The 18,886-nt window shown below is 42.1% G+C and carries 19 protein-coding genes and 1 tRNA gene; 10 read left to right on the top strand and 10 right to left on the bottom strand.

Annotated features, from left to right (window positions below; genetic code table 11):
- Positions 1–80: 80 nt before the first annotated feature.
- Entirely contained in the window at positions 81–731 is a 651-nt protein-coding gene (locus FLL46_RS16500; protein WP_142932434.1) for a flagellar brake protein, read from the top strand.
- A gap of 74 nt (positions 732–805) precedes the next feature.
- Here the strand turns inward: FLL46_RS16500 and trxB are convergent, their stop codons facing one another.
- The 3 genes from trxB to ald all read right to left on the bottom strand — a co-directional run bounded on the left by trxB (position 806) and on the right by ald (position 3,921).
- Positions 806–1,759 carry a thioredoxin-disulfide reductase gene (gene trxB, locus FLL46_RS16495; protein ID WP_142932433.1) on the bottom strand — a complete coding sequence of 318 codons (954 nt, stop codon included), beginning with the start codon at positions 1,757–1,759 and terminating at the stop codon, positions 806–808.
- Between the two features lie 230 nt (positions 1,760–1,989).
- Positions 1,990–2,526 carry a DUF2058 domain-containing protein gene (locus FLL46_RS16490; RefSeq protein WP_142932432.1) on the bottom strand — a complete coding sequence of 179 codons (537 nt, stop codon included), beginning with the start codon at positions 2,524–2,526 and terminating at the stop codon, positions 1,990–1,992.
- A gap of 276 nt (positions 2,527–2,802) precedes the next feature.
- Complete coding sequence (gene ald / locus FLL46_RS16485; protein ID WP_142932431.1) at positions 2,803–3,921, bottom strand: alanine dehydrogenase; 1,119 nt, start codon at positions 3,919–3,921, stop codon at positions 2,803–2,805.
- 172 nt (positions 3,922–4,093) lie between these two features.
- On the opposite strand from ald, the gene lrp reads away from it, so the two are divergent.
- The 6 genes from lrp to serS all read left to right on the top strand — a co-directional run bounded on the left by lrp (position 4,094) and on the right by serS (position 11,192).
- Positions 4,094–4,558: a leucine-responsive transcriptional regulator Lrp gene (lrp, locus tag FLL46_RS16480; protein ID WP_142932430.1), complete on the top strand. Its 465-nt coding sequence runs from the start codon at positions 4,094–4,096 to the stop codon at positions 4,556–4,558.
- A gap of 180 nt (positions 4,559–4,738) precedes the next feature.
- Entirely contained in the window at positions 4,739–7,042 is a 2,304-nt protein-coding gene (locus FLL46_RS16475; protein ID WP_142932429.1) for a DNA translocase FtsK, read from the top strand.
- Between the two features lie 109 nt (positions 7,043–7,151).
- Entirely contained in the window at positions 7,152–7,880 is a 729-nt protein-coding gene (lolA, locus tag FLL46_RS16470; RefSeq protein ID WP_142932428.1) for an outer membrane lipoprotein periplasmic chaperone LolA, read from the top strand.
- Between the two features lie 99 nt (positions 7,881–7,979).
- The gene (locus tag FLL46_RS16465; RefSeq protein WP_210418729.1) at positions 7,980–9,353 is read left to right on the top strand and encodes a replication-associated recombination protein A; all 1,374 of its coding nucleotides are present in this window, start codon (positions 7,980–7,982) and stop codon (positions 9,351–9,353) included.
- A 58-nt stretch (positions 9,354–9,411) separates the two neighbouring features.
- A complete protein-coding gene (crcB, locus tag FLL46_RS16460; protein ID WP_142932427.1) occupies positions 9,412–9,813 on the top strand; it encodes a fluoride efflux transporter CrcB in 402 nt (133 codons plus the stop codon).
- A 95-nt stretch (positions 9,814–9,908) separates the two neighbouring features.
- Positions 9,909–11,192 carry a serine--tRNA ligase gene (serS, locus tag FLL46_RS16455; RefSeq protein ID WP_142932426.1) on the top strand — a complete coding sequence of 428 codons (1,284 nt, stop codon included), beginning with the start codon at positions 9,909–9,911 and terminating at the stop codon, positions 11,190–11,192.
- An 80-nt stretch (positions 11,193–11,272) separates the two neighbouring features.
- Here the strand turns inward: serS and FLL46_RS16450 are convergent, their stop codons facing one another.
- From FLL46_RS16450 to tusD, 5 genes are all read right to left on the bottom strand, one after another.
- Positions 11,273–11,875: an MlaC/ttg2D family ABC transporter substrate-binding protein gene (locus FLL46_RS16450; RefSeq protein ID WP_168204199.1), complete on the bottom strand. Its 603-nt coding sequence runs from the start codon at positions 11,873–11,875 to the stop codon at positions 11,273–11,275.
- 240 nt (positions 11,876–12,115) lie between these two features.
- On the bottom strand, positions 12,116–12,442 hold the full coding sequence (locus FLL46_RS16445; RefSeq protein ID WP_142932424.1) for a TusE/DsrC/DsvC family sulfur relay protein: 327 nt from the start codon (positions 12,440–12,442) through the stop codon (positions 12,116–12,118).
- A gap of 2 nt (positions 12,443–12,444) precedes the next feature.
- Positions 12,445–12,738, bottom strand: coding sequence for a DsrH/TusB family sulfur metabolism protein (locus FLL46_RS16440; RefSeq protein ID WP_142932423.1), 294 nt, complete (start codon positions 12,736–12,738; stop codon positions 12,445–12,447).
- Positions 12,738–13,106 carry a sulfurtransferase complex subunit TusC gene (gene tusC, locus FLL46_RS16435; RefSeq protein ID WP_142932422.1) on the bottom strand — a complete coding sequence of 123 codons (369 nt, stop codon included), beginning with the start codon at positions 13,104–13,106 and terminating at the stop codon, positions 12,738–12,740. The genes FLL46_RS16440 and tusC overlap by 1 nt, the downstream gene beginning before the upstream one ends.
- Positions 13,107–13,173: 67 nt before the next feature.
- Positions 13,174–13,572, bottom strand: coding sequence for a sulfurtransferase complex subunit TusD (gene tusD, locus FLL46_RS16430; RefSeq protein ID WP_142932421.1), 399 nt, complete (start codon positions 13,570–13,572; stop codon positions 13,174–13,176).
- Positions 13,573–13,809: 237 nt separating this feature from the next.
- On the opposite strand from tusD, the gene gdhA reads away from it, so the two are divergent.
- Positions 13,810–15,156, top strand: coding sequence for an NADP-specific glutamate dehydrogenase (gene gdhA, locus FLL46_RS16425; protein WP_142932420.1), 1,347 nt, complete (start codon positions 13,810–13,812; stop codon positions 15,154–15,156).
- A gap of 96 nt (positions 15,157–15,252) precedes the next feature.
- Here the strand turns inward: gdhA and FLL46_RS16420 are convergent, their stop codons facing one another.
- Complete coding sequence (locus FLL46_RS16420; protein WP_142932419.1) at positions 15,253–15,936, bottom strand: Bax inhibitor-1/YccA family protein; 684 nt, start codon at positions 15,934–15,936, stop codon at positions 15,253–15,255.
- 244 nt (positions 15,937–16,180) lie between these two features.
- Here FLL46_RS16420 and FLL46_RS16415 point away from each other — a divergent pair.
- Positions 16,181–16,271: transfer RNA gene (locus tag FLL46_RS16415), tRNA-Ser, on the top strand.
- A gap of 164 nt (positions 16,272–16,435) precedes the next feature.
- On the opposite strand, the gene FLL46_RS16410 is transcribed toward FLL46_RS16415, so the two are convergent.
- Complete coding sequence (locus tag FLL46_RS16410; protein WP_142932418.1) at positions 16,436–16,615, bottom strand: hypothetical protein; 180 nt, start codon at positions 16,613–16,615, stop codon at positions 16,436–16,438.
- 403 nt (positions 16,616–17,018) lie between these two features.
- Here FLL46_RS16410 and FLL46_RS16405 point away from each other — a divergent pair, with 403 nt between their 5' ends.
- Entirely contained in the window at positions 17,019–18,872 is a 1,854-nt protein-coding gene (locus FLL46_RS16405) for a bifunctional diguanylate cyclase/phosphodiesterase (RefSeq protein ID WP_142932417.1), read from the top strand.
- Positions 18,873–18,886: the final 14 nt, after the last annotated feature.

Genomic DNA, 18,886 nt, shown 5'->3' with positions numbered 1-18,886 from the left:
TATAAGTATTAGTTTTCTTATTTAATAAGAGTCTACACTTAAGTAATCGTTATCAACAATAGGAATATTGGTCTTCTTTTATGAGAGTAGAGGAACTTGGGCTGGCAGTCGGTGATGCCTTGCAATTACAAATTGGTGATAATATCGATCAGCGGTACCCTGTGCGATTCTATGGGATCAATCCGAAGGGGAGTGTCATTGTTTCCGCACCGCAAAGCGGCGCAGACAAAATGATTTTTGTGCGCGAAGGTTTGTTGGTGACGCTACGTTTTGTTGCTAAGAACGTAGCCTCTGGTTTCACTACAAGAGTCCTGGTGACGCGTGGCCATCCCTATCCCTATCTTCATTTGGAAATACCGAAAGAAATTCAAACTGTAGAGGTTCGCAAAGAGGTTCGAGTCGAAACGGAAATTCCAGTTACCGTGATTAACAAAACTCATAGCTCTCCGGCGCTTACCGGCCGCATGTTAAACATGAGCTGCTCCGGCGGTCGTATTGAAACGAATATGAAGATAGCTTTGCAGAATAACTTGCTCAATGTCACCATGAAACTTTTGATTGAAGATATTGAGCGATTGGTGACTATGGATTGTTTGGTCACCTATGTTAAAGAAGTTTCAGATGATTTGTTTACTTATGGATTAAATATTGAGCAGATAGATGATGAAGATATGGTTGTTTTGAGAGGTTTCGTTTATCAAGAGCTATTGAAAAGTTTACATATGATTTAACTGAGTCATCGATTCTGAGACTTGTTCTAGCAGACGCTCAAAATATGAGCGCCTGTTTTGGTGTGAACCTGGCTTTATCCTTGCGCGTCCAGAAACTTTTCTGCATCTAGCGCGGCCATACAACCGGCACCCGCAGAAGTCACTGCTTGCTTATAAACTTGATCGGCTACATCTCCAGCTGCATATACGCCTTCAACGCTAGTCGCAGTCGCATTTCCCTGAAGACCACTTTGAACAGTAATGTAGCCGTTTTTCATTTCTAGCTGGCCGGCGAAAATATCTGTATTTGGCTTATGACCAATCGCGATAAATACGCCTTCAAGATCGAGATCCTGGGTTGAGTTGTCTTGTGTACTTTTAATGCGAATACCGGTTACGCCCATGTCGTCGCCAAGAATTTCGTCGAGCTCATTATTCCAATGAATAGTGATGTTACCTTTCTCTGCTTTTTCAAACAGATGATCTTGAAGAATTTTTTCGCTTCTTAATGCATCTCTTCTGTGAACCAGGTGAACTTCTGAGGCAATATTCGATAAATACAGCGCTTCCTCAACGGCTGTATTTCCGCCGCCTATCACCGCGACTTTCTTATCGCGATAAAAGAAACCATCGCACGTTGCACAGGCCGAAACGCCTTTTCCTTTGTAGGCTTCTTCAGATTCTAATCCCAGGTACATGGCTGATGCGCCTGTTGCGATGACTAACGCGTCGGCAGTGTAGGTGCCCATATCTCCGGTGAGAGTGAAAGGGCGCTTGCTAAGATCTGTGGTATGGATATGGTCGAAGATGATTTCAGTGCCAAAACGAACTGCGTGCTTTTCCATTCGCTCCATCAGCTCAGGGCCTTGGACACCGTCGTTATCACCCGGCCAGTTGTCTACATCGGTGGTAGTCGTGAGCTGTCCACCTTTTTCCATACCCGTAATAATCACAGGGTTAAGATTAGCTCGCGCACCGTATACCGCAGCAGAATAGCCTGCCGGGCCAGATCCGAGAATTAATAATTTACAGTGGCGAGATTGAGACATTAGTTACTCCAAATTGATACGTTTGATAATGACAATATTTAATCAATATTAAACTTAATTAGTATGAAAAATATTCTGTTTAAAAATTAGATAGCGAATTTTAAGAGGGAAACCGCTTTGACTCAATAGATCAAAAATTATATTTCGATTGCAAAAATCAATAACCCCTGTTTTCCACAAATAAAGGTATTCAAAAATAAAGGTATTCACAAATAAGGTACTTTAATTGTCTACCACATCAGATCATCCGGGATTTGATATTCAGCATAGGGATCGTCTTCATCGGTCTCTTCAACTTTGTCATTTAATAAAACAACATAATCCTCAGAACGCTCCTTAATCTTTTCAGCCACCACCGGGGGAACCAGGTAATATTGCTCGTCAAATCGTGCGATTGCCAGCTTACCATTGGTTAGATATCGATGAACTTCATTGGATACTTCCAGCTTCTTTATCGAGCCACAGTCTGAAAAGTTAAACGAAACAACGGGTTTGCCTGTGACTTGCTGATTAACTTCAATCAATTGTTTTATTTGCGCCACAATCGCTTTTTCTTCAGCTTTCGCATTCTTTTCCTGATTTAACTGTCGCGCGCGTTCAGCTTGTTCAGCAAGTGCTTTTTCTGCCTCAAGCTTATTTTCGTCAACCTGTTCAATTTTGTGTTTTCGATTAATTTTATTTTGTTTACGTTTGGCGCTATTGACCTTGTTGACTTTATCTTTGCTGGTAAGGCCGGCTTTAAGTAATTGTTCTTGAAGAGACGACATAGAAAGACCTTAAGTTTGATTCTCAATTCTAAAAATATAAGCGATTAGCGAACAGTTAACAAATTCGATCCGCTGGACTGCTGCTAACATGGGGGCATGATAGTCGAATTTCAATTACTAATTCGCCTACTCGAATTTTTTCGTTGATTATTATGTCTACTGAATTAGAAAAGCATGTCTACAGAATTAGAAAAGCCCCAATGATGGGGCTTTATTGCGCTTAGCTATTGGCTTTCAGATTAACGAGAAAGCTTGTGCAAATGAGTTTTGATAGGCTTACACATTAAGGGCATCAGCAGGCTCAACATATTCGAAGCCAAGATTATCAGCGACACTTTTACAGGTGACCATTCCTTTATGGACATTTAAGCCGTTTAACAAGTGAGCATCATCCTCTAACGCGGTTTTGTAGCCTTTGTTTGCGATATTGATAATGAAAGGAAGTGTCGCATTGTTCAGTGCAAATGTTGAAGTTCTTGGCACAGCGCCCGGCATGTTAGCAACACAGTAGTGAACGACATCGTCAACAATGTAAGTTGGTTCCGCGTGTGTTGTTGCTTTTGAGGTTTCAAAACAACCGCCCTGATCAATAGCAACGTCGACGACTGCTGAGCCTGGTTTCATTTTCTTGATCATCTCAGCAGTCACTAATTTAGGAGCTGCTGCACCCGGAATCAGAACGCCACCAATCACTAAATCGGCTGAAAGCACATGTTTTTCCAGCGCATCTTTGCTCGAAAATACTGTCTCTAACTGAGCGCCAAACTGAGCATCAAGACGACGAAGTACATCAATTGAGCGATCCAGGATCACGACGTTCGCGCCCATCCCAATAGCCATTTGAGCTGCATTACTCCCAACAACGCCACCACCGATAATGACAACTTTAGCGGGCGATACGCCGGGTACACCACCAAGAAGCATGCCACGACCTGATTTTGATTTTTCCAGGCATTGGGCACCGGCTTGAATTGACATACGTCCTGCAACTTCAGACATCGGCGCTAATAATGGCAGACTTCCTTGATTGCTGGTGACGGTTTCATAGGCAATACAAATTGACTTGCTTTTAATCAGATCTTCAGTTTGTGGTAAATCAGGTGCCAAATGAAGGTAAGTAAATAGAATTTGATCTTCGCGCAGTTTGGCGCGTTCTTCTGCTAAAGGCTCTTTAACCTTAACAATCATTTCCGCTTCAGCGAAAATTTTGTCAGCTGAATCTCTGATTTCCGCACCTGCAGCGATGTAATCTTCATCACTGAACCCGATACCAACGCCGGCATTGGTTTCAATAATTACCTGGTGGCCATGGCTAACCACTTCGCGGACGCTAGCTGGAACCATACCGACACGATATTCGTGGTTTTTTATCTCTTTTGGTACACCGATCAACATGAAAACACCTCCAAAACGGATTTAATTCTGCTATTTATTTAGCTGTAAAATTTTGTGCTAGTATAGCGTCACTTTTGTAGAATAACTTGCTTATATTTGGCTTGTTGCAGTAGAATTAACTAAATAATTTAACTTTAATGGTTTAATATACCGATCATGAAAGCTGGGTCCTATGGAACTTGACCGTATCGATAGATCAATCTTACGCGAATTACAGAAAGACGGACGTATGGCTAACGTGGAGCTTTCCCGGCGAGTCGGCCTTAGCGCGACACCTTGTTTAGAAAGAGTGAAGCGTTTGGAGAAGAAAGGGTATATAAAAGGGTATACTGCGTTGGTGGCACCTGAGAAGTTAAAAGCGGCGCTTTTAGTGTTCGTTGAAATCAGGCTTACCCGAACGTCACCAGACGTTTTTGAGGACTTTAAAAAATCTGTTATTGATTTACCTCAGGTGTTAGAGTGCCACCTTGTATCGGGCGATTTCGACTACCTGGTAAAAGCTCGCGTGGCTGACATGGTCGCCTATCGTAATTTGTTAGGCGAAACCCTGTTAACATTGCCCGGCGTCAGTGGCTCTCGGACCTATGTAGTGATGGAAGAAGTCAAAGAAAGCGGAATCATTGAGATACCCGCTTAGAAATTGCGTTGAGTGGGCAAGTTTAGATTTAGCGCTACTTATATTAGAACCGTTTTTTACTATCAATTATAGAAGAGTCGGTATTCATAAAGATTCTTCGAAAGGGTATTTTTCAGTGATTATTTTTGCTGAAGCTTCTTTAAGTCAATATCGGGATTATTTAAGGGTTATTAGATTTCAATGAGTAAAAATAACGATCATCAACAAGTCGTTAATATTTTGATGGTACGCGTCAAAGAGGGTGGCTTCATCTTGCTGATCGCCCTGGCATTATTTCTTTTTATTTCGCTTTGGAGCTTTTCATCGCAGGATCCCGGCTGGACCAAGGCCGGAGACGTTATTGAAATTCAAAATGCATCGGGTCGTGCGGGCGCCTGGTTTGCGAGCTTTTTCCTTCATTTGTTCGGTTATCTAGCGTTTTTGTTTCCATTTATGGTGATCTATTCCGGTTATCTGCTTTTTCGAGAAAGAAAAAATACACTACCCAATAGTTTTGCGTTTTGGTCTTTTCGATTATTCGGCTTAATTTTTACATTACTTTTAGGTGCTGCGATCTCTTCGCTACATTTTGCCGAGCCGCAAATGGCGGATGCTTATTTATCGGGTGGCGTACTAGGCAAGTTGCTTGGGGATTTGTTAGTTAGCTGGTTTAATTCTGTTGGAGCAACGCTCATCTTGTTAGCCGCATTTTTTGCTTCAATGACCTTATTTACGGGTATTTCCTGGTTTCAGCTAATGGACTGGGTTGGCAAAATGACGCTCGATGGAATTGCCTGGATTTCACAAAAAAGTATGGAATTGCTTGATCGGATTAAAGACAAACGAACTCAAAAGGAAATCAAGCAACAAAGAGAAGCCGTATTTAAGCAAGAAAAAGTCAAAATTGAAAAGCGGGCGCCAGTTCAAATTAGCCAGGAAGTTAAGCGAATTGAACCGAGTGTGAGAACAGAGAAAGAGAAGCAGGTGAGCCTGTTTGATGATACGCCGGTAGAAGGCGAATTGCCGCCGGTTAGGTTGCTTGATGAGCCAAAACCTCATACGAATAGCATGTCTAACGAAGCCCTGGAGGCGCTATCACGCTTAGTTGAGTTAAAGCTAGCGGACTTTAAGGTTGAGGCACAGGTAGTAGCGGTTCATCCTGGACCGGTTATTACCCGGTTTGAACTCGACCTTGCTGCAGGTGTTAAAGTTGCCAGAATTACCAATCTGGCCAAAGATTTATCCAGAGCCCTTTCAACCACAAGTGTCAGGGTCGTGGAAGTGATTCCAGGAAAGCCCTATATTGGAATCGAGGTGCCAAATGAGAATCGAGAAATAGTCAGGCTTAAAGAAGTCATCGCCAGTCGTGCATTTGATGATTCACGTTCAAATTTGAGTATGGCGCTTGGTAAGGATATTTCAGGTGCGCCTACTGTCATCGATTTAATAAAAATGCCGCATTTACTCGTTGCTGGTACGACAGGCTCGGGAAAATCTGTTGGCTTGAACGCGATGATCGTGAGTATTTTATATAAGTCGACACCAGAAGATGTACGCCTGATTATGATCGATCCGAAGATGCTCGAATTATCCGTTTATGAAGGTATTCCTCATTTGTTAACGCCGGTCGTTACCGATATGAAGGAAGCGGCAAACTCGCTTCGCTGGGCGGTCGCCGAAATGGAGCGCCGTTATCGATTAATGTCCGCTCTTGGCGTGAGGAATCTGGCAGGGTTTAATCGTAAAGTTAACGATGCCATCAAGCGCGGAGAGCCTATTAGAGATCCATTGTGGCAACCTCAGGATTCGATGGATGAGCAAGCGCCAGAACTTGAGCCATTGCCTAAGATTGTCATTGTTATCGACGAGTTGGCCGATATGATGATGATTGTCGGTAAAAAGGTTGAAGAGTTAATTGCGCGTATAGCACAGAAAGCAAGGGCTGCTGGTATCCATCTGTTGTTGGCGACGCAGCGTCCGTCGGTTGATGTTATTACGGGATTGATTAAGGCGAATATTCCGTCTCGAATTGCGTTCCAGGTATCATCGAAAATTGATTCTCGAACCATTCTCGATCAGGTCGGGGCAGAGCAGTTGTTGGGTCAGGGGGATATGTTGTACCTACCTGGAGGCACAAGTATTCCAACTCGTGTTCATGGCGCATTTGTTGATGATGATGAAGTACACCGCATTGTGGGTGATTGGAAGAAACGAGGCGAGCCTGTTTATGAAGACTCTATTACTTCCGGTGCTTCTGATGTTGAGATCCCGGGAATGCCTGGCGCTGCTGATGAAGGCGGTGAAAAAGATGAACTTTATGATCACGCCGTACAAATTGTTACCGAAACGCGCAAGGCATCAATATCTGGTGTACAACGTCGCTTGAAAATAGGCTATAACCGGGCGGCGCGTATGATTGAAGAAATGGAAGCTGCGGGCATTGTCAGCGAGATGCAATCAAATGGCTCCAGAGAGGTCTTAGCGCCACCTCCACCACCTGCTTAACAATAGCCGATGAGCTTGAAATTCATTTTTCATTCAGCAGCGAATGATAAAATTGGAATGATTATAATAGTTTTGTCGAATTGAAAAATTCGCAATTTGGGAATAAGACATGTTGAAAAAAATAGTAGTACCCGTTTTACTGGCTGTTAGCCTGACATCGTTAAATTGTTACGCTGCAGATGATTCTGATTCGGTCCTAAAAAGCGAAAAAGAAGACGTGAAAAAAGGCGCTAAAAAAGAAAGCTCTTCGGTACAGAAATTTGCTGAAAATATTGAAAATCTGCGTACCTACCAAGCCGATTTTGAACAACGTGTGCAAAATGAAAACGGCAAAGAAATTGATTTTTCATCCGGCCGGTTTTCTATTCAGCGACCCAATCATTTTCGATGGGAAGTGAAACTCAATTTTGAACAGTTGATCGTTGCAGACGGCGACCACGTATTTACCTATGATCCTGAGTTGGAGCAGGTTACTGTGCAAAATCAAAGTAAGCTTCTCGCTGATTCTCCGTTGTTGTTGATGACCAGTGATGCTGAAGCTTTAGCGGAAGCATTTAATATTACTACCGTAGACTTGGCAGATAAGCCTGATAGCGAATTATTTCAGTTAACGCCTAAAAAAGAAGGCAATATTTTTGATTCTGTGCATATTTTATTTGAGAAAAATAAAATAGCTGAGTTACTGATGGCTGATACACTGGGTCAGAAAACAAGCGTTAAGTTTTCCAATATACAAGTGAATCAAAAGTTAGATTCGGCACAATTTAGTTTTGTCATTCCTGAAGGTGTTGATGTTATCGATTCTCGCGAAGTGCCATTAGAAAACGGTTCGGAGTAAAAATGGTTCGAAATAAAATCATTCACGATAGAGTGATAAGTTAAAGTAAAGAACGACTGAAAAAACGCGAATAAGTCTAACCACGAAGAAGCATGATTAATGCAAGATCTTTTTAATGACGAACCACAACCAACGAGTGACGCCGCTACTCAAAATGATTTGATGCTGCCGTTGGCCGCGCGAATGCGGCCGACGGCATTGAAAGATTATGCCGGTCAATCCCACCTGTTCGACCCGGATAAACCGCTTTACCAGGCAATTGCCCAGGGAAAGCTACATTCAATGTTATTTTGGGGGCCGCCGGGAACCGGGAAAACCACGTTAGCTAGAATGATCGCTGCTCAATGTGATTGTCATTTTATTTCGATTTCTGCGGTGCTTGGGAGCGTTAAAGATATTCGAGCGGCTGTGGAACAAGCACTGCTTCATCAAAAAATCGGTAAGAAGACTTTACTGTTTGTCGACGAAGTCCATCGTTTTAATAAGTCGCAACAAGATGCTTTTTTACCTTACGTTGAAGACGGTACTTTTATCTTTATTGGAGCAACAACAGAAAACCCATCCTTTGAAGTTAACAACGCTTTGTTGTCACGTGCACGGGTTTACGTCCTAAAATCTCTCGATGATAAAGCGCTAAAAGATATTCTCAATCGCGCGATAACGGAACCAGAGAAAGGGCTCGGTAAACTCAAGCTTAATGTGACAGACGCAGCTAAAGATCTTTTAATTAATATTGCCGACGGTGACGCCAGGCGATTATTAAACTTGTTAGAAATGGCGAGTGATCTTTCTGATGTTGGCGGGCAAGAAGGGAATGCAAGCGAAACCGATGAATCAACTAGAACGATCGATGAAAAGTTAGTTGCGGATATTGTCGGTGAAAATATTCGGCGCTTCGACAAAGGTGGTGAAGCATTTTACGATCAAATTTCAGCATTGCATAAATCCGTTCGCGGCTCAAATCCAGACGCGGCACTCTATTGGTTTTGCCGAATGTTAGACGGCGGTTGTGATCCTCTGTATATCGCCAGACGAGTCGTTAGAATGGCGAGTGAAGATATTGGTAATGCCGACCCCAGGGGTCTGCAGTTGGCGATAAACGCTTGGGATGTTCAGCAAAGACTGGGCAGTCCCGAGGGAGAGTTGGCCGTTGCTCAAGCTGTGGTTTATTTGGCGGTTGCGCCGAAAAGTAACGCTGTTTACAAGGCTTTTAAAAACTGTTTAGCAGAGGTCAAGGCCGAAGCTAGCTTCGAGGTTCCGCTGCATCTAAGAAATGCACCGACTAAATTAATGAAGGAGCTGGACTACGGAACTGCCTACCAATATGACCATGATGAGCCAGACGCATTTGCCGTGTCCCAAAAGCACTTTCCTGCCGAAAAAGGAGAAACGGAATACTATCACCCGGTTGACCGTGGCATGGAAAAGCAAATTGCAGAAAAATTAAACCGGCTGAGAAGTCTAAAGGAATGATCGTATTTTCGCTTCCGGGTATTGACCGTCAATTATCATCTAAGGTGTCAATTTGGAAATGCTTATAACAAAACTCGCACCGACGTTGTTTGTTGCCCTTGGTGGAGCATTAGGGGCAAGCGCGCGTTTTTGGGTTCGAGAATATCTACCTGCGATTACCGGCACCGAATTTCCTTTTAGCACTTTAGTTGTGAATGTTGTTGGGTGTTTTTTAGCTGGATTGGTTTACATGTGGCTTGAAAGTAGTGACGCTCACTGGAATGTAGGGAAATTATTGTTCTTTTTTGTTGGATTTCTCGGTGCCTTTACAACTTTCTCAGCCTTTGCGTTAGACAGTCTATTGCTGTTTAACCAGGGAGAATCTCTGAAATTGTTTGTCAATGTCCTCGCTAATTGCCTTTTATGCTTAATTTGTGTATTTGTCGGCGCTTGGCTTGGTGGTAGAATAGCCACCGGCTGAGTTATCAAACGCACAATATCTGGTGATTCGCCGCTGAGAAACTGGAATATCAGTTAACTAAACCAATAATTAAATATCGCAATCTGGATTTATCAATGATCGACCCGAAACTTTTTAGAACCGACCTGGACGCAGTCGTCGCCAACCTGGCAAAGCGTGGAATGGAGTTTGACAGAAAAGCTTATCTAGAGCTGGAAGAGAGCCGCAAGTCACTTCAGGTGAAAACCGAAGAGTTACAAAACGAGAGAAAGACTCGCTCCAAGTCGATCGGTAAGGCCAAGGCCGCTGGTGAGGATATTCAGCCGCTATTAGATGAAGTGGCCAGTTTAGGAAATGAGCTCGATGAGACCAAAAAATCATTTGAAGAAGTTCAGCACAAGCTGGACGATTTGTTTTTAGGTTTGCCCAACCTTCTTTCTGACGAAGTGCCTGAGGGAAAAAACGAAGACGATAATGTGGAAGTGAGAAAGTGGGGAGAAATTCCGACGTTTGATTTTGAGCCCAAAGATCATACCGAAATTGGTGAAGGAGTCGGTGGCATCGATTTTGCCGCTTCAGCAAAATTAAGTGGTTCTCGATTCGTAGTAATGCGCTCTGCTGTTGCTAAGCTTCACCGCGCGTTAATTCAATTAATGCTGGATACTCACACTGAGCAACACGGCTATCAGGAAACTTACGTGCCTTACCTGGTCAATCCAGAATGTTTACTTGGGACATCTCAATTACCTAAGTTCGCTGAAGATTTATTCACGGTTCAAGGAACCACACAGGACGATAAACCCCTTTATATGATTCCAACAGCTGAAGTTCCTTTGACAAATCTGGTACGCGAAGAAATTGTTGATGCTAAAGATTTGCCGATTAAATTGACCGGCCATACACCTTGTTTCAGAAGTGAAGCGGGGTCCTACGGTAAGGATGTTAAAGGCTTAATTCGTCAACATCAGTTTGAGAAAGTTGAGCTGGTGCAAATTGTTCATCCGCAAAAATCAATGCAGGCATTAGATGAACTAACGGGCCATGCAGAAAAAATACTGCAGTTATTAGAGTTACCATACCGAACAGTGATTTTGTGTAGTGGCGATATTGGCTTCGGTGCTACTAAAACCTACGATATTGAGGTTTGGCTACCGGCGCAAAATACTTACCGAGAAATTTCTTCTTGTAGCAATATGGGAGATTTTCAGGCACGTCGAATGCAAGCTCGTTTTCGTAACCCTGAAACTAATAAACCTGAGTTGGTGCACACGTTGAATGGCTCTGGTTTGGCAGTAGGAAGAACGCTTGTTGCGATTCTTGAGAATTATCAAATGGCTGACGGAAAGATCAAGGTGCCTGAGGCATTAAGACCTTATATGAAAGAAGATGTTATCGGTTAAGCCTGCTTGGCTATGTTAACCAGGCTATTTTCATCAAGAATAAAAAAACCGCTGAAAAGCGGTTTTTTTATAGCGCAATATTAATTCTTCGCTTTAGGAGGCGCATTGAGTTCTTCAATGAACTTGTCCATTCCGATTTCTTTAATTCTTGGCTTAAACTGATTTTTGTAGCTTTTACGCATATCTGTTCCTGCAACTATGATATTGGTGATTAACCAGTTACCTGACTTTTTGGTTAAGTGGTAGTGAATGTCTAAAGGTTCTGAATCAGATTGTTTCATCGCACTTTTTACGCGAGCATTTCCTGTTCTTTTGCTAATTTCTGCTTTTTGGAACACGAAAGCTTGACCATCATAAAGCGATAAGCCCTTAGCATATTTGTTAATCACGCGACTTATGTAACCATTTTTAAATAACTCTTTTTGTTCGTCTGAAAGTGTTTTCCAGGTTTTCTTGCCTAGTGTTCCGCGTGAAAAAGCTTCTTTGTCAATAATTGGCAACAGATGCGTACGAACCAGGTTTTCGGCAAGTTTAGAGTCAGTTTTTAAAGCTTCTTTGTTCTGCTCAATAACAGAAATCATTTTATTGGCTACACCCTTCAAATAGTCTGAAGGATCTGTGTCAGCAAAAGCAATGCTGTTAAATCCCAATAAAATAATCAGTGAGCCGATCAATTTTTTCATTTCTTTTATTCTCCAATAGTACTTGGGGTTGTTATCCATATGGACGCTATTTTATCAAAATAGTTACGTATTAGGTTAAGGCTTAGAGGGATTATTATCTATTTTTTATGAATTTAAACTGAATTATTAGCAATATTGAGACATTTTAACAGCTTAGCGGAATCATTGTTTACTGTGAGAGATTATAGCAGCCCATTTGTGATTTCCCATAAATGACTCGCAAATTTGTTAAAAAACTGCTCAGGTGCACCGTGCTGGTTTCGGTAATCCTGCGATTTTGGTCGCTTGCTTGGCTGGACCTTCGGGGAACAGTATTTGTAAATAGAGGCTACCGCTTTTTTCCGGTGGCAATACTTTGGCTAAATACTTAACCAGGGGACGTATCGAAGGGCTAGTATTAAACTCTTGGTAAAATTGACGCACATAACGGATTACCTCCCAATGATCGTCACTGAGTTCAATATCCTCGAGTTTAGCAATAATGGCGGCGATTGATTCGTCCCATTGCTGAGGATCTTGCAGATAACCTTCTGCGTCAGTCTTAATTGTATTGGGCAAATCGGTCATAGTTACCAGCTTATCGTCTGCTTTGCATTCGCGATTAAGTTAACCATTTGGGCATCATTAATCTGTGAAATAAAAGAAGGGATTTGAGAGGCTATCCCTCTAAGTTGACAGTCAGCGACTAGCGCATAACTTGGAATGTTTTCCTGTTTTAAAAACTCAGCAACACCTTGTTCGAGCAGGCTAGCAACTGACTCGCCAATAAATAGAAGCGGCTCCTGAGTCGAAACATAGCGGCTAAAAGCGGATTTTAAGCTATCAGGGCTTATCGCCTGTGAAATTAAATGCAGATTTGCCATTAGAAAATGACCGTTTGGTTAGCTGAATGACAGAGTGTTTTTATATCAGATGAAGGTAAGCAATCTACATGGCTTAGCAAATGTTTTTCTGTCAGGTGAAATTTCTCTAAACTTTCTGATTCAACGTAGATTTTATCAATGTCATAAAACTCTATGGCGTTCAGTTGTTTATCATGTAGTTTGTCGTCAATACAATTGCTATCTTGAGATTTGATTAAATGAAAAATACCTTGCTCAACGAAAATCAAGTTAACCTGCTGGTCGAAAGCCGCACACACTAATGCTAAATCGATACCTTCTTTCCCATCAATGGCACTGAATGGCGGCGACTTAATAATGATGCAGGTCGTTATCTGTTCATTTGTCATGCTTTAGTTTTTTCCATTCAGCAGTGTCTGTGTTGATTTCTTAGTGCTACTTTTACTGCGTCGATCATTATTTGAATTGTACAATTTTAGTTTTCGCTTCCGAAAGTTTGGCGGCAAACTGTCCTAATCCCAAAATGGAGAACGCAGGGTGTATTGAATGATGCTCCAGGGCATTTAGACTAGCCTCATTAGCGTCAATAACCCCTCGACGATTGGCAGCCGCTACGCAAACTTGTAGTTCTACGTTGTGTTCGGCTGAGAGCGTTGCCCACTTTTGCGTGAGCTGAGCTTCATCAGAAGGCTTTATAATGTAGCCGTTAGCTACATGAACTGCTTCCTGGTAAAAAAATACACTACTAATCGAGTGGTTATTTTCGATTACTGCATTGGCGAACCTTAATGCAGACAGGTGGGCTTGGGAGTTAGTCGGTGAGCCCGTAACAAGGATAGTAAAAGAAACTGACATAGTGATTAGTCAATTGGCACGTTGCGGCTCATTCTGCTGCATGACCTAACTTAAATCAAGTTTTTAATAAATATGGCTATTTTTTAACTGGTCTAATCTCTTTAAGCATACTGGATAGAGATAATCGCGCAGTAGCAGGATTGCCTGCTCAATAATAATAAATTTAAGTTTTGACGACACTACTGGTTTTACAAGATAGAGCTAGTTTAACGACACAATATCCAAAGAGACACAACAATGACTAAACACGAGTTAGACCTCAATTCGTTTATCGAAGAGGTTAAGCGTCGCAACCCAGGCGAAACTGAATTTCACCAGGCGGTTCAGGAAGTTGCGGAAGATATTATTCCCTTTATTAATGAGCATCCTCACTATAACCAGGCTTCAATTCTTGAACGAATGATTGAGCCGGATAGAATCGTTTCTTTTCGAGTGAGTTGGGAAGACGATGAAGGGCGCATTCAGGTCAACAGAGGTTACCGGGTTCAGTATAATAGTGCGATCGGCCCTTACAAAGGTGGGTTAAGATTTCACCCTTCAGTTAACCAAAGTATTCTTAAATTTTTGGGTTTTGAACAGGTTTTTAAAAATAGCCTCACTACACTCCCAATGGGAGGCGGAAAGGGCGGCGCTGACTTTGACCCTAAGGGCAAATCTGATAGGGAAGTCATGCGTTTTTGCCAGTCCTTTATGACTGAGCTACACAAACATATTGGTCCAAATCGTGATATTCCTGCTGGTGATATTGGTGTTGGCGCCAGAGAAATTGGTTATCTTTTCGGTCAGTACAAGCGTCTGGAAAATGAGTTTACTGGCACTTTGACTGGTAAGTCACTTGAGTTCGGTGGAAGTTTGATTCGCACCGAAGCGACTGGTTACGGCGCGGTGTACTTTTTGGATTTGATGCTACAGCATAGAGACGACTCGATTAAAGGCAAGACAGCGGTTATTTCCGGTTCAGGTAATGTTGCACAATATGCGGCGGAAAAGGTTATTCAGCTAGGTGGGAAAGTGGTGACAATGTCGGATTCGTCAGGGTTCATCCACGATCCAGAAGGGATTGATGCAGAAAAGCTAGCGTATATTATTGAGCTTAAGACGGTTCAACGGGGACGAATTAGCGAATACGCTGAAAAATATGGCTGCGAGTTTTATGCCGGCGAGAAGCCATGGAATATAGCCTGCGACATTGCATTACCTTGCGCTACTCAGAATGAAATTAACGTTGATGACGCGAAAAATCTGGTTGCCAATGGTGTTATCGCGATCGCTGAAGGGGCAAATATGCCAACGGTGATCGAAGCTATTCATGTGTTCCACGACAATAAAATCCTTTATGCACCTGGTAAAGCCTCTAATGCTGGTGGTGTGGCTGTATCTGGATTAGAAATGTCTCAAAACAGTCAGCGCATTTCATGGACGCGAGAAGAGTTAGACGAGCGACTAAAAAATATCATGTCTGGAATTCATCAGCAGTGCATGAAATATGGTGACGAAGGGGATTATGTCGATTACGTTAAAGGCGCTAACGTGGCAGGTTTCGTAAAAGTCGCCAACGCGATGCTCGCTTATGGCGTTGTATAAACGATTTAATAAAATCCGGTTTCTCGTCAAATTAATTGATGCATAAAAAAGCCCATCTTGAGATGGGCTTTTTTTAATACTCTTACTAACTAAATCTTAATCATCACCAGATAGTGCTGACAATAGGTTCAGTAAGTGCATAAACAACACGTAGATATTCATGTACATGGATACAGTTGCAAGCACGTAGTTAGTTTCTTCACCTCTGATAATGCTACTCGTGTCGTACAAAATAAAGGCAGACATCAAAATAACACAAATTGCTGAAATCGCTAACGAGAAGCCAGAGATGTGCAGTCCGAAGAACGCGCTACCGATGTAGTAAAAAATAATGGCGAAAAATACGACGGTAACTCCAGTAAATAAGAAGCCGCGCATAAAAGTAAAATCTTTCTTTGTTTTCAAAACATAGCCAGAAAGCGCGAAAAAGATTAACCCTGTTCCTGCAAGTGCTTGTACCACAATATTGGCGCCGCCTGTTGAGACGTAGTAATTAATTATTGGTCCCGCATAAAAACCGAGGAATCCAGTAAATACGAATGTCATCACTATACCCATAGCGCTATTCGCTGTTTTATGGATTAGAAATGTCATTCCAAATAAGCCAATCAGGTAAGCCCAGAAAGGAATAAAGCCTACGTTCAAGGCCATGGCAACTCCAGCCATTGCCCCACTAAATAATAAGGTTGCTGATAACAACAAATAGGTGTTCTTGAGAACCTTATTAACCTCAATCGATTGACCGCGCGTTCTTTCGATTACCGGCGAATTTGATTGCATTGATAAACTCCTGTTTTAACAGATAACTAAGCGTATATGACTTAAATATAACTAGGTCGTTAGACTTATATTAATAGTAAGGGTTCAACATAATGATCCCAAGTGTTCTGGTCAAGTATTTTTACCCAATTTGTAACAAGATTTGGCTAAATATTAAGCTATCATAAAAAAACTACAATTTTTTTTCAAAATAGGCTTTTCCCCTGTGAAATAATCCGGTAGTATGCGCCCCTCAACGCTCAACGGAGGGATGGCAGAGCGGTTGAATGCACCGGTCTTGAAAACCGGCATGGGTTAATAGCCCATCTAGGGTTCGAATCCCTATCCCTCCGCCATATTTGCATTGTTTTCAATGCGTTAAAATCGAAAGCCTCAGAGAGTATCTCTGGGGCTTTTTTCGTTGCGTGATACTTTTTTCATTGAGATTCTTCATTTTAATCTCCAGAGTTTCTAGACTCTTTATTTGATAAAAATGTCACCAGCGTTTTTCCCCGATTCTTTATCCCATCCAGAACCCTTTTCGATGAGATATACCAAGCGTTTTTCTGCATTTGCTACAAAAATATAAATAGCGCACACCAAACGTACTTTTGATTTTATTCGCCAATATTTTACTAATACTCTGTTCACAGTGTGGGCAAATCGGTTTTTCGGTTGCTTCTTCAATTATTTCAATCATTTAGCTGCTTCCTTTATGGTTTGGCTTTACTCGTCTGTTAAACGGTTAGGTTTGCAAAATATTTCCTGAATACGCAATAATCTATAGATTTAGGAGCGTTGAGTCGTGTTGAGCGATCGCAGGCCTGTTTTTATCGCTAGGGTCATAATGAGGGACATTGGTCCGGCACCGTTGTTTTTTGGAGAACTAGTATATTTTAAGCTGTTTCCCCCTTATCTCACTTAAACAAATCCCACGAATTTATTCATTGCCTGAGTTTTGTTATACTAATTAGTAATAAACTCACTGCGCTCTGTGTCTATTAAGCTATATATCTAACGACGAAATGGAATCTATCCTGGTTGTGGCTTAAAGTAACCTTCTGCAGTAAGTAAATCGTGTATTAAATGGAGAGGTCGATTGCATGGAACGTCCTGGTAGTATCAAAAGCTCGTCTGTGTCCCAATTAAATCATCAACAAGCCAACCAACTACTCAAAGTACAAAAAGATATTCTAGAAGTTGTCGTGCGCCAAAATAATTATCAGCACGCACTAGAGCAACTTTGTATCTCGGCTGAAAAAATTCTTCAAAACTCGGCCGCGAGTATTATGCTTTACAACCAGTCTCGGACTCAGTTGCTCGTTAGGGCTGCCCCAAGTCTTCCTCAAGACGCAGTGGATCAATTAAATGGTATGGTGCCTGGAAAAAAACAAGGTTCTTGCGGCACCGCAGTTTACGAACAAACCCCACAGTTTGTAATTAACACCGAGGAAGATTTGAGATGGGAGGGATTACGAGATTTTGCCAGAGAGTTTAAAGTCATCGCTTGTTGGTCTATTCCAATTCGTGACTCTAATGAAAATGTCATTGGATCTTTTGCGCTGTCAATGTTTGAAAAAAGAGAAGCCAATGAGTTTTATCGATTGTTACTTGAAACTGCCGCCAATTTAGCAAGCATTGTGTTGCTGCGGGAGAAGGAAGAAGAAAAGCTTCAGCAAGCAGCGCACTACGATAATTTGACCGGGCTACCCAACCGTAAGAATTTTTACGAACGCTTAGAGCATGCAATTGATCTCTGTTCGCGTAAAGATACTTCACTAGCAATTTTATTTATCGATTTAGATAATTTTAAACAGGTTAATGATAATCGCGGTCATGAAGCAGGCGATAAAGTCTTGCAGTCTGTTGCTCAGAAGATGGAATCTTGCTTACGCAAAGAAGATTCTCTTGCTCGGTTTGGCGGAGATGAGTTTGTGTTACTTGTCGAAGATTTTGGTGAAACCACCGAACTTTCTCACATCGCAGAAAAGATTTTAAATGCCGTTGAGAAGGAGAGTTATGGCCATTCTCACTGGGCTATATCGGCCAGCATAGGGATTAGTATCTATCCTCAAGATTCTCTTAATGCCGCGCAATTAATGCAATATGCTGACAAAGCAATGTACAAGGCGAAATTTGAAGGAAAGAACAAATATTTGTTTTTTAAGTCGTCTTTAAGCGACTTTATTCAATCTCGACAAAAGCTGGCTGTAGAGCTATCAAATGCTGTAAACAGTGGTGAAATTAAAGCTTATTATCAACCAATATTTGAGCTGGATACCGAGCGTTTGGTCGGCGTTGAAGTTTTAGCCAGATGGCAGCATCCCGTTCGGGGCGTGATTGGTCCGGAGGAATTTATTCCCATTGCCGAGGAAACAGGGTTAATACCCAAAATTGGGGGAATAGTGACGGAACAAGCGCTGACTCAGTGCATGAGTTGGTGGTCGCAGGGTATTCCTGAATTTAAGTTGTCCATTAATTTATCAGCCAGGCAGCTTAATGCAGGCGCCGGTGATGAACTTTCTCGGATGCTCAGCGAAACAGGTTTTCCGGCTAAAAACCTTGATGTCGAAATAACCGAATCGGCAGCGATGGAAAAATCGGCGCGTGTCGTCCGTGAAATTGGTCATATCGGACGCCTGGGAGTAGGCGTTTCCATTGATGATTATGGTACTGGTAGCTCGTCGATTGCCCATTTAAATAAGTTACCGGTTTCAACGATCAAAATTGACCGATCTTTTGTTGATGAAATTACAACAACCAACCAACTAAATTCGACCGCACAAACCATTGTAGCAATGGGTCATAGTATGGGGATTTCTGTGATTGCCGAAGGGGTTGAGAATGACGAACAGCGAGAGTATCTAAAAAAGTTGAATTGTGATTGTGCCCAGGGATATCATTTTTGTAAACCCTTGTCGCAAGACGAGTTTCGGGCATTCTTGAAGGCTAGCTAAAAGCGCGTTAAAGA

It is taken from the genome of Aliikangiella coralliicola, from assembly GCF_007004725.1.
Taxonomy (GTDB): domain Bacteria; phylum Pseudomonadota; class Gammaproteobacteria; order Enterobacterales; family Kangiellaceae; genus Aliikangiella; species Aliikangiella coralliicola.
Note: the sequence above shows the minus strand (reverse complement) of the source record. Positions and strands in the feature narration are given on the sequence as shown.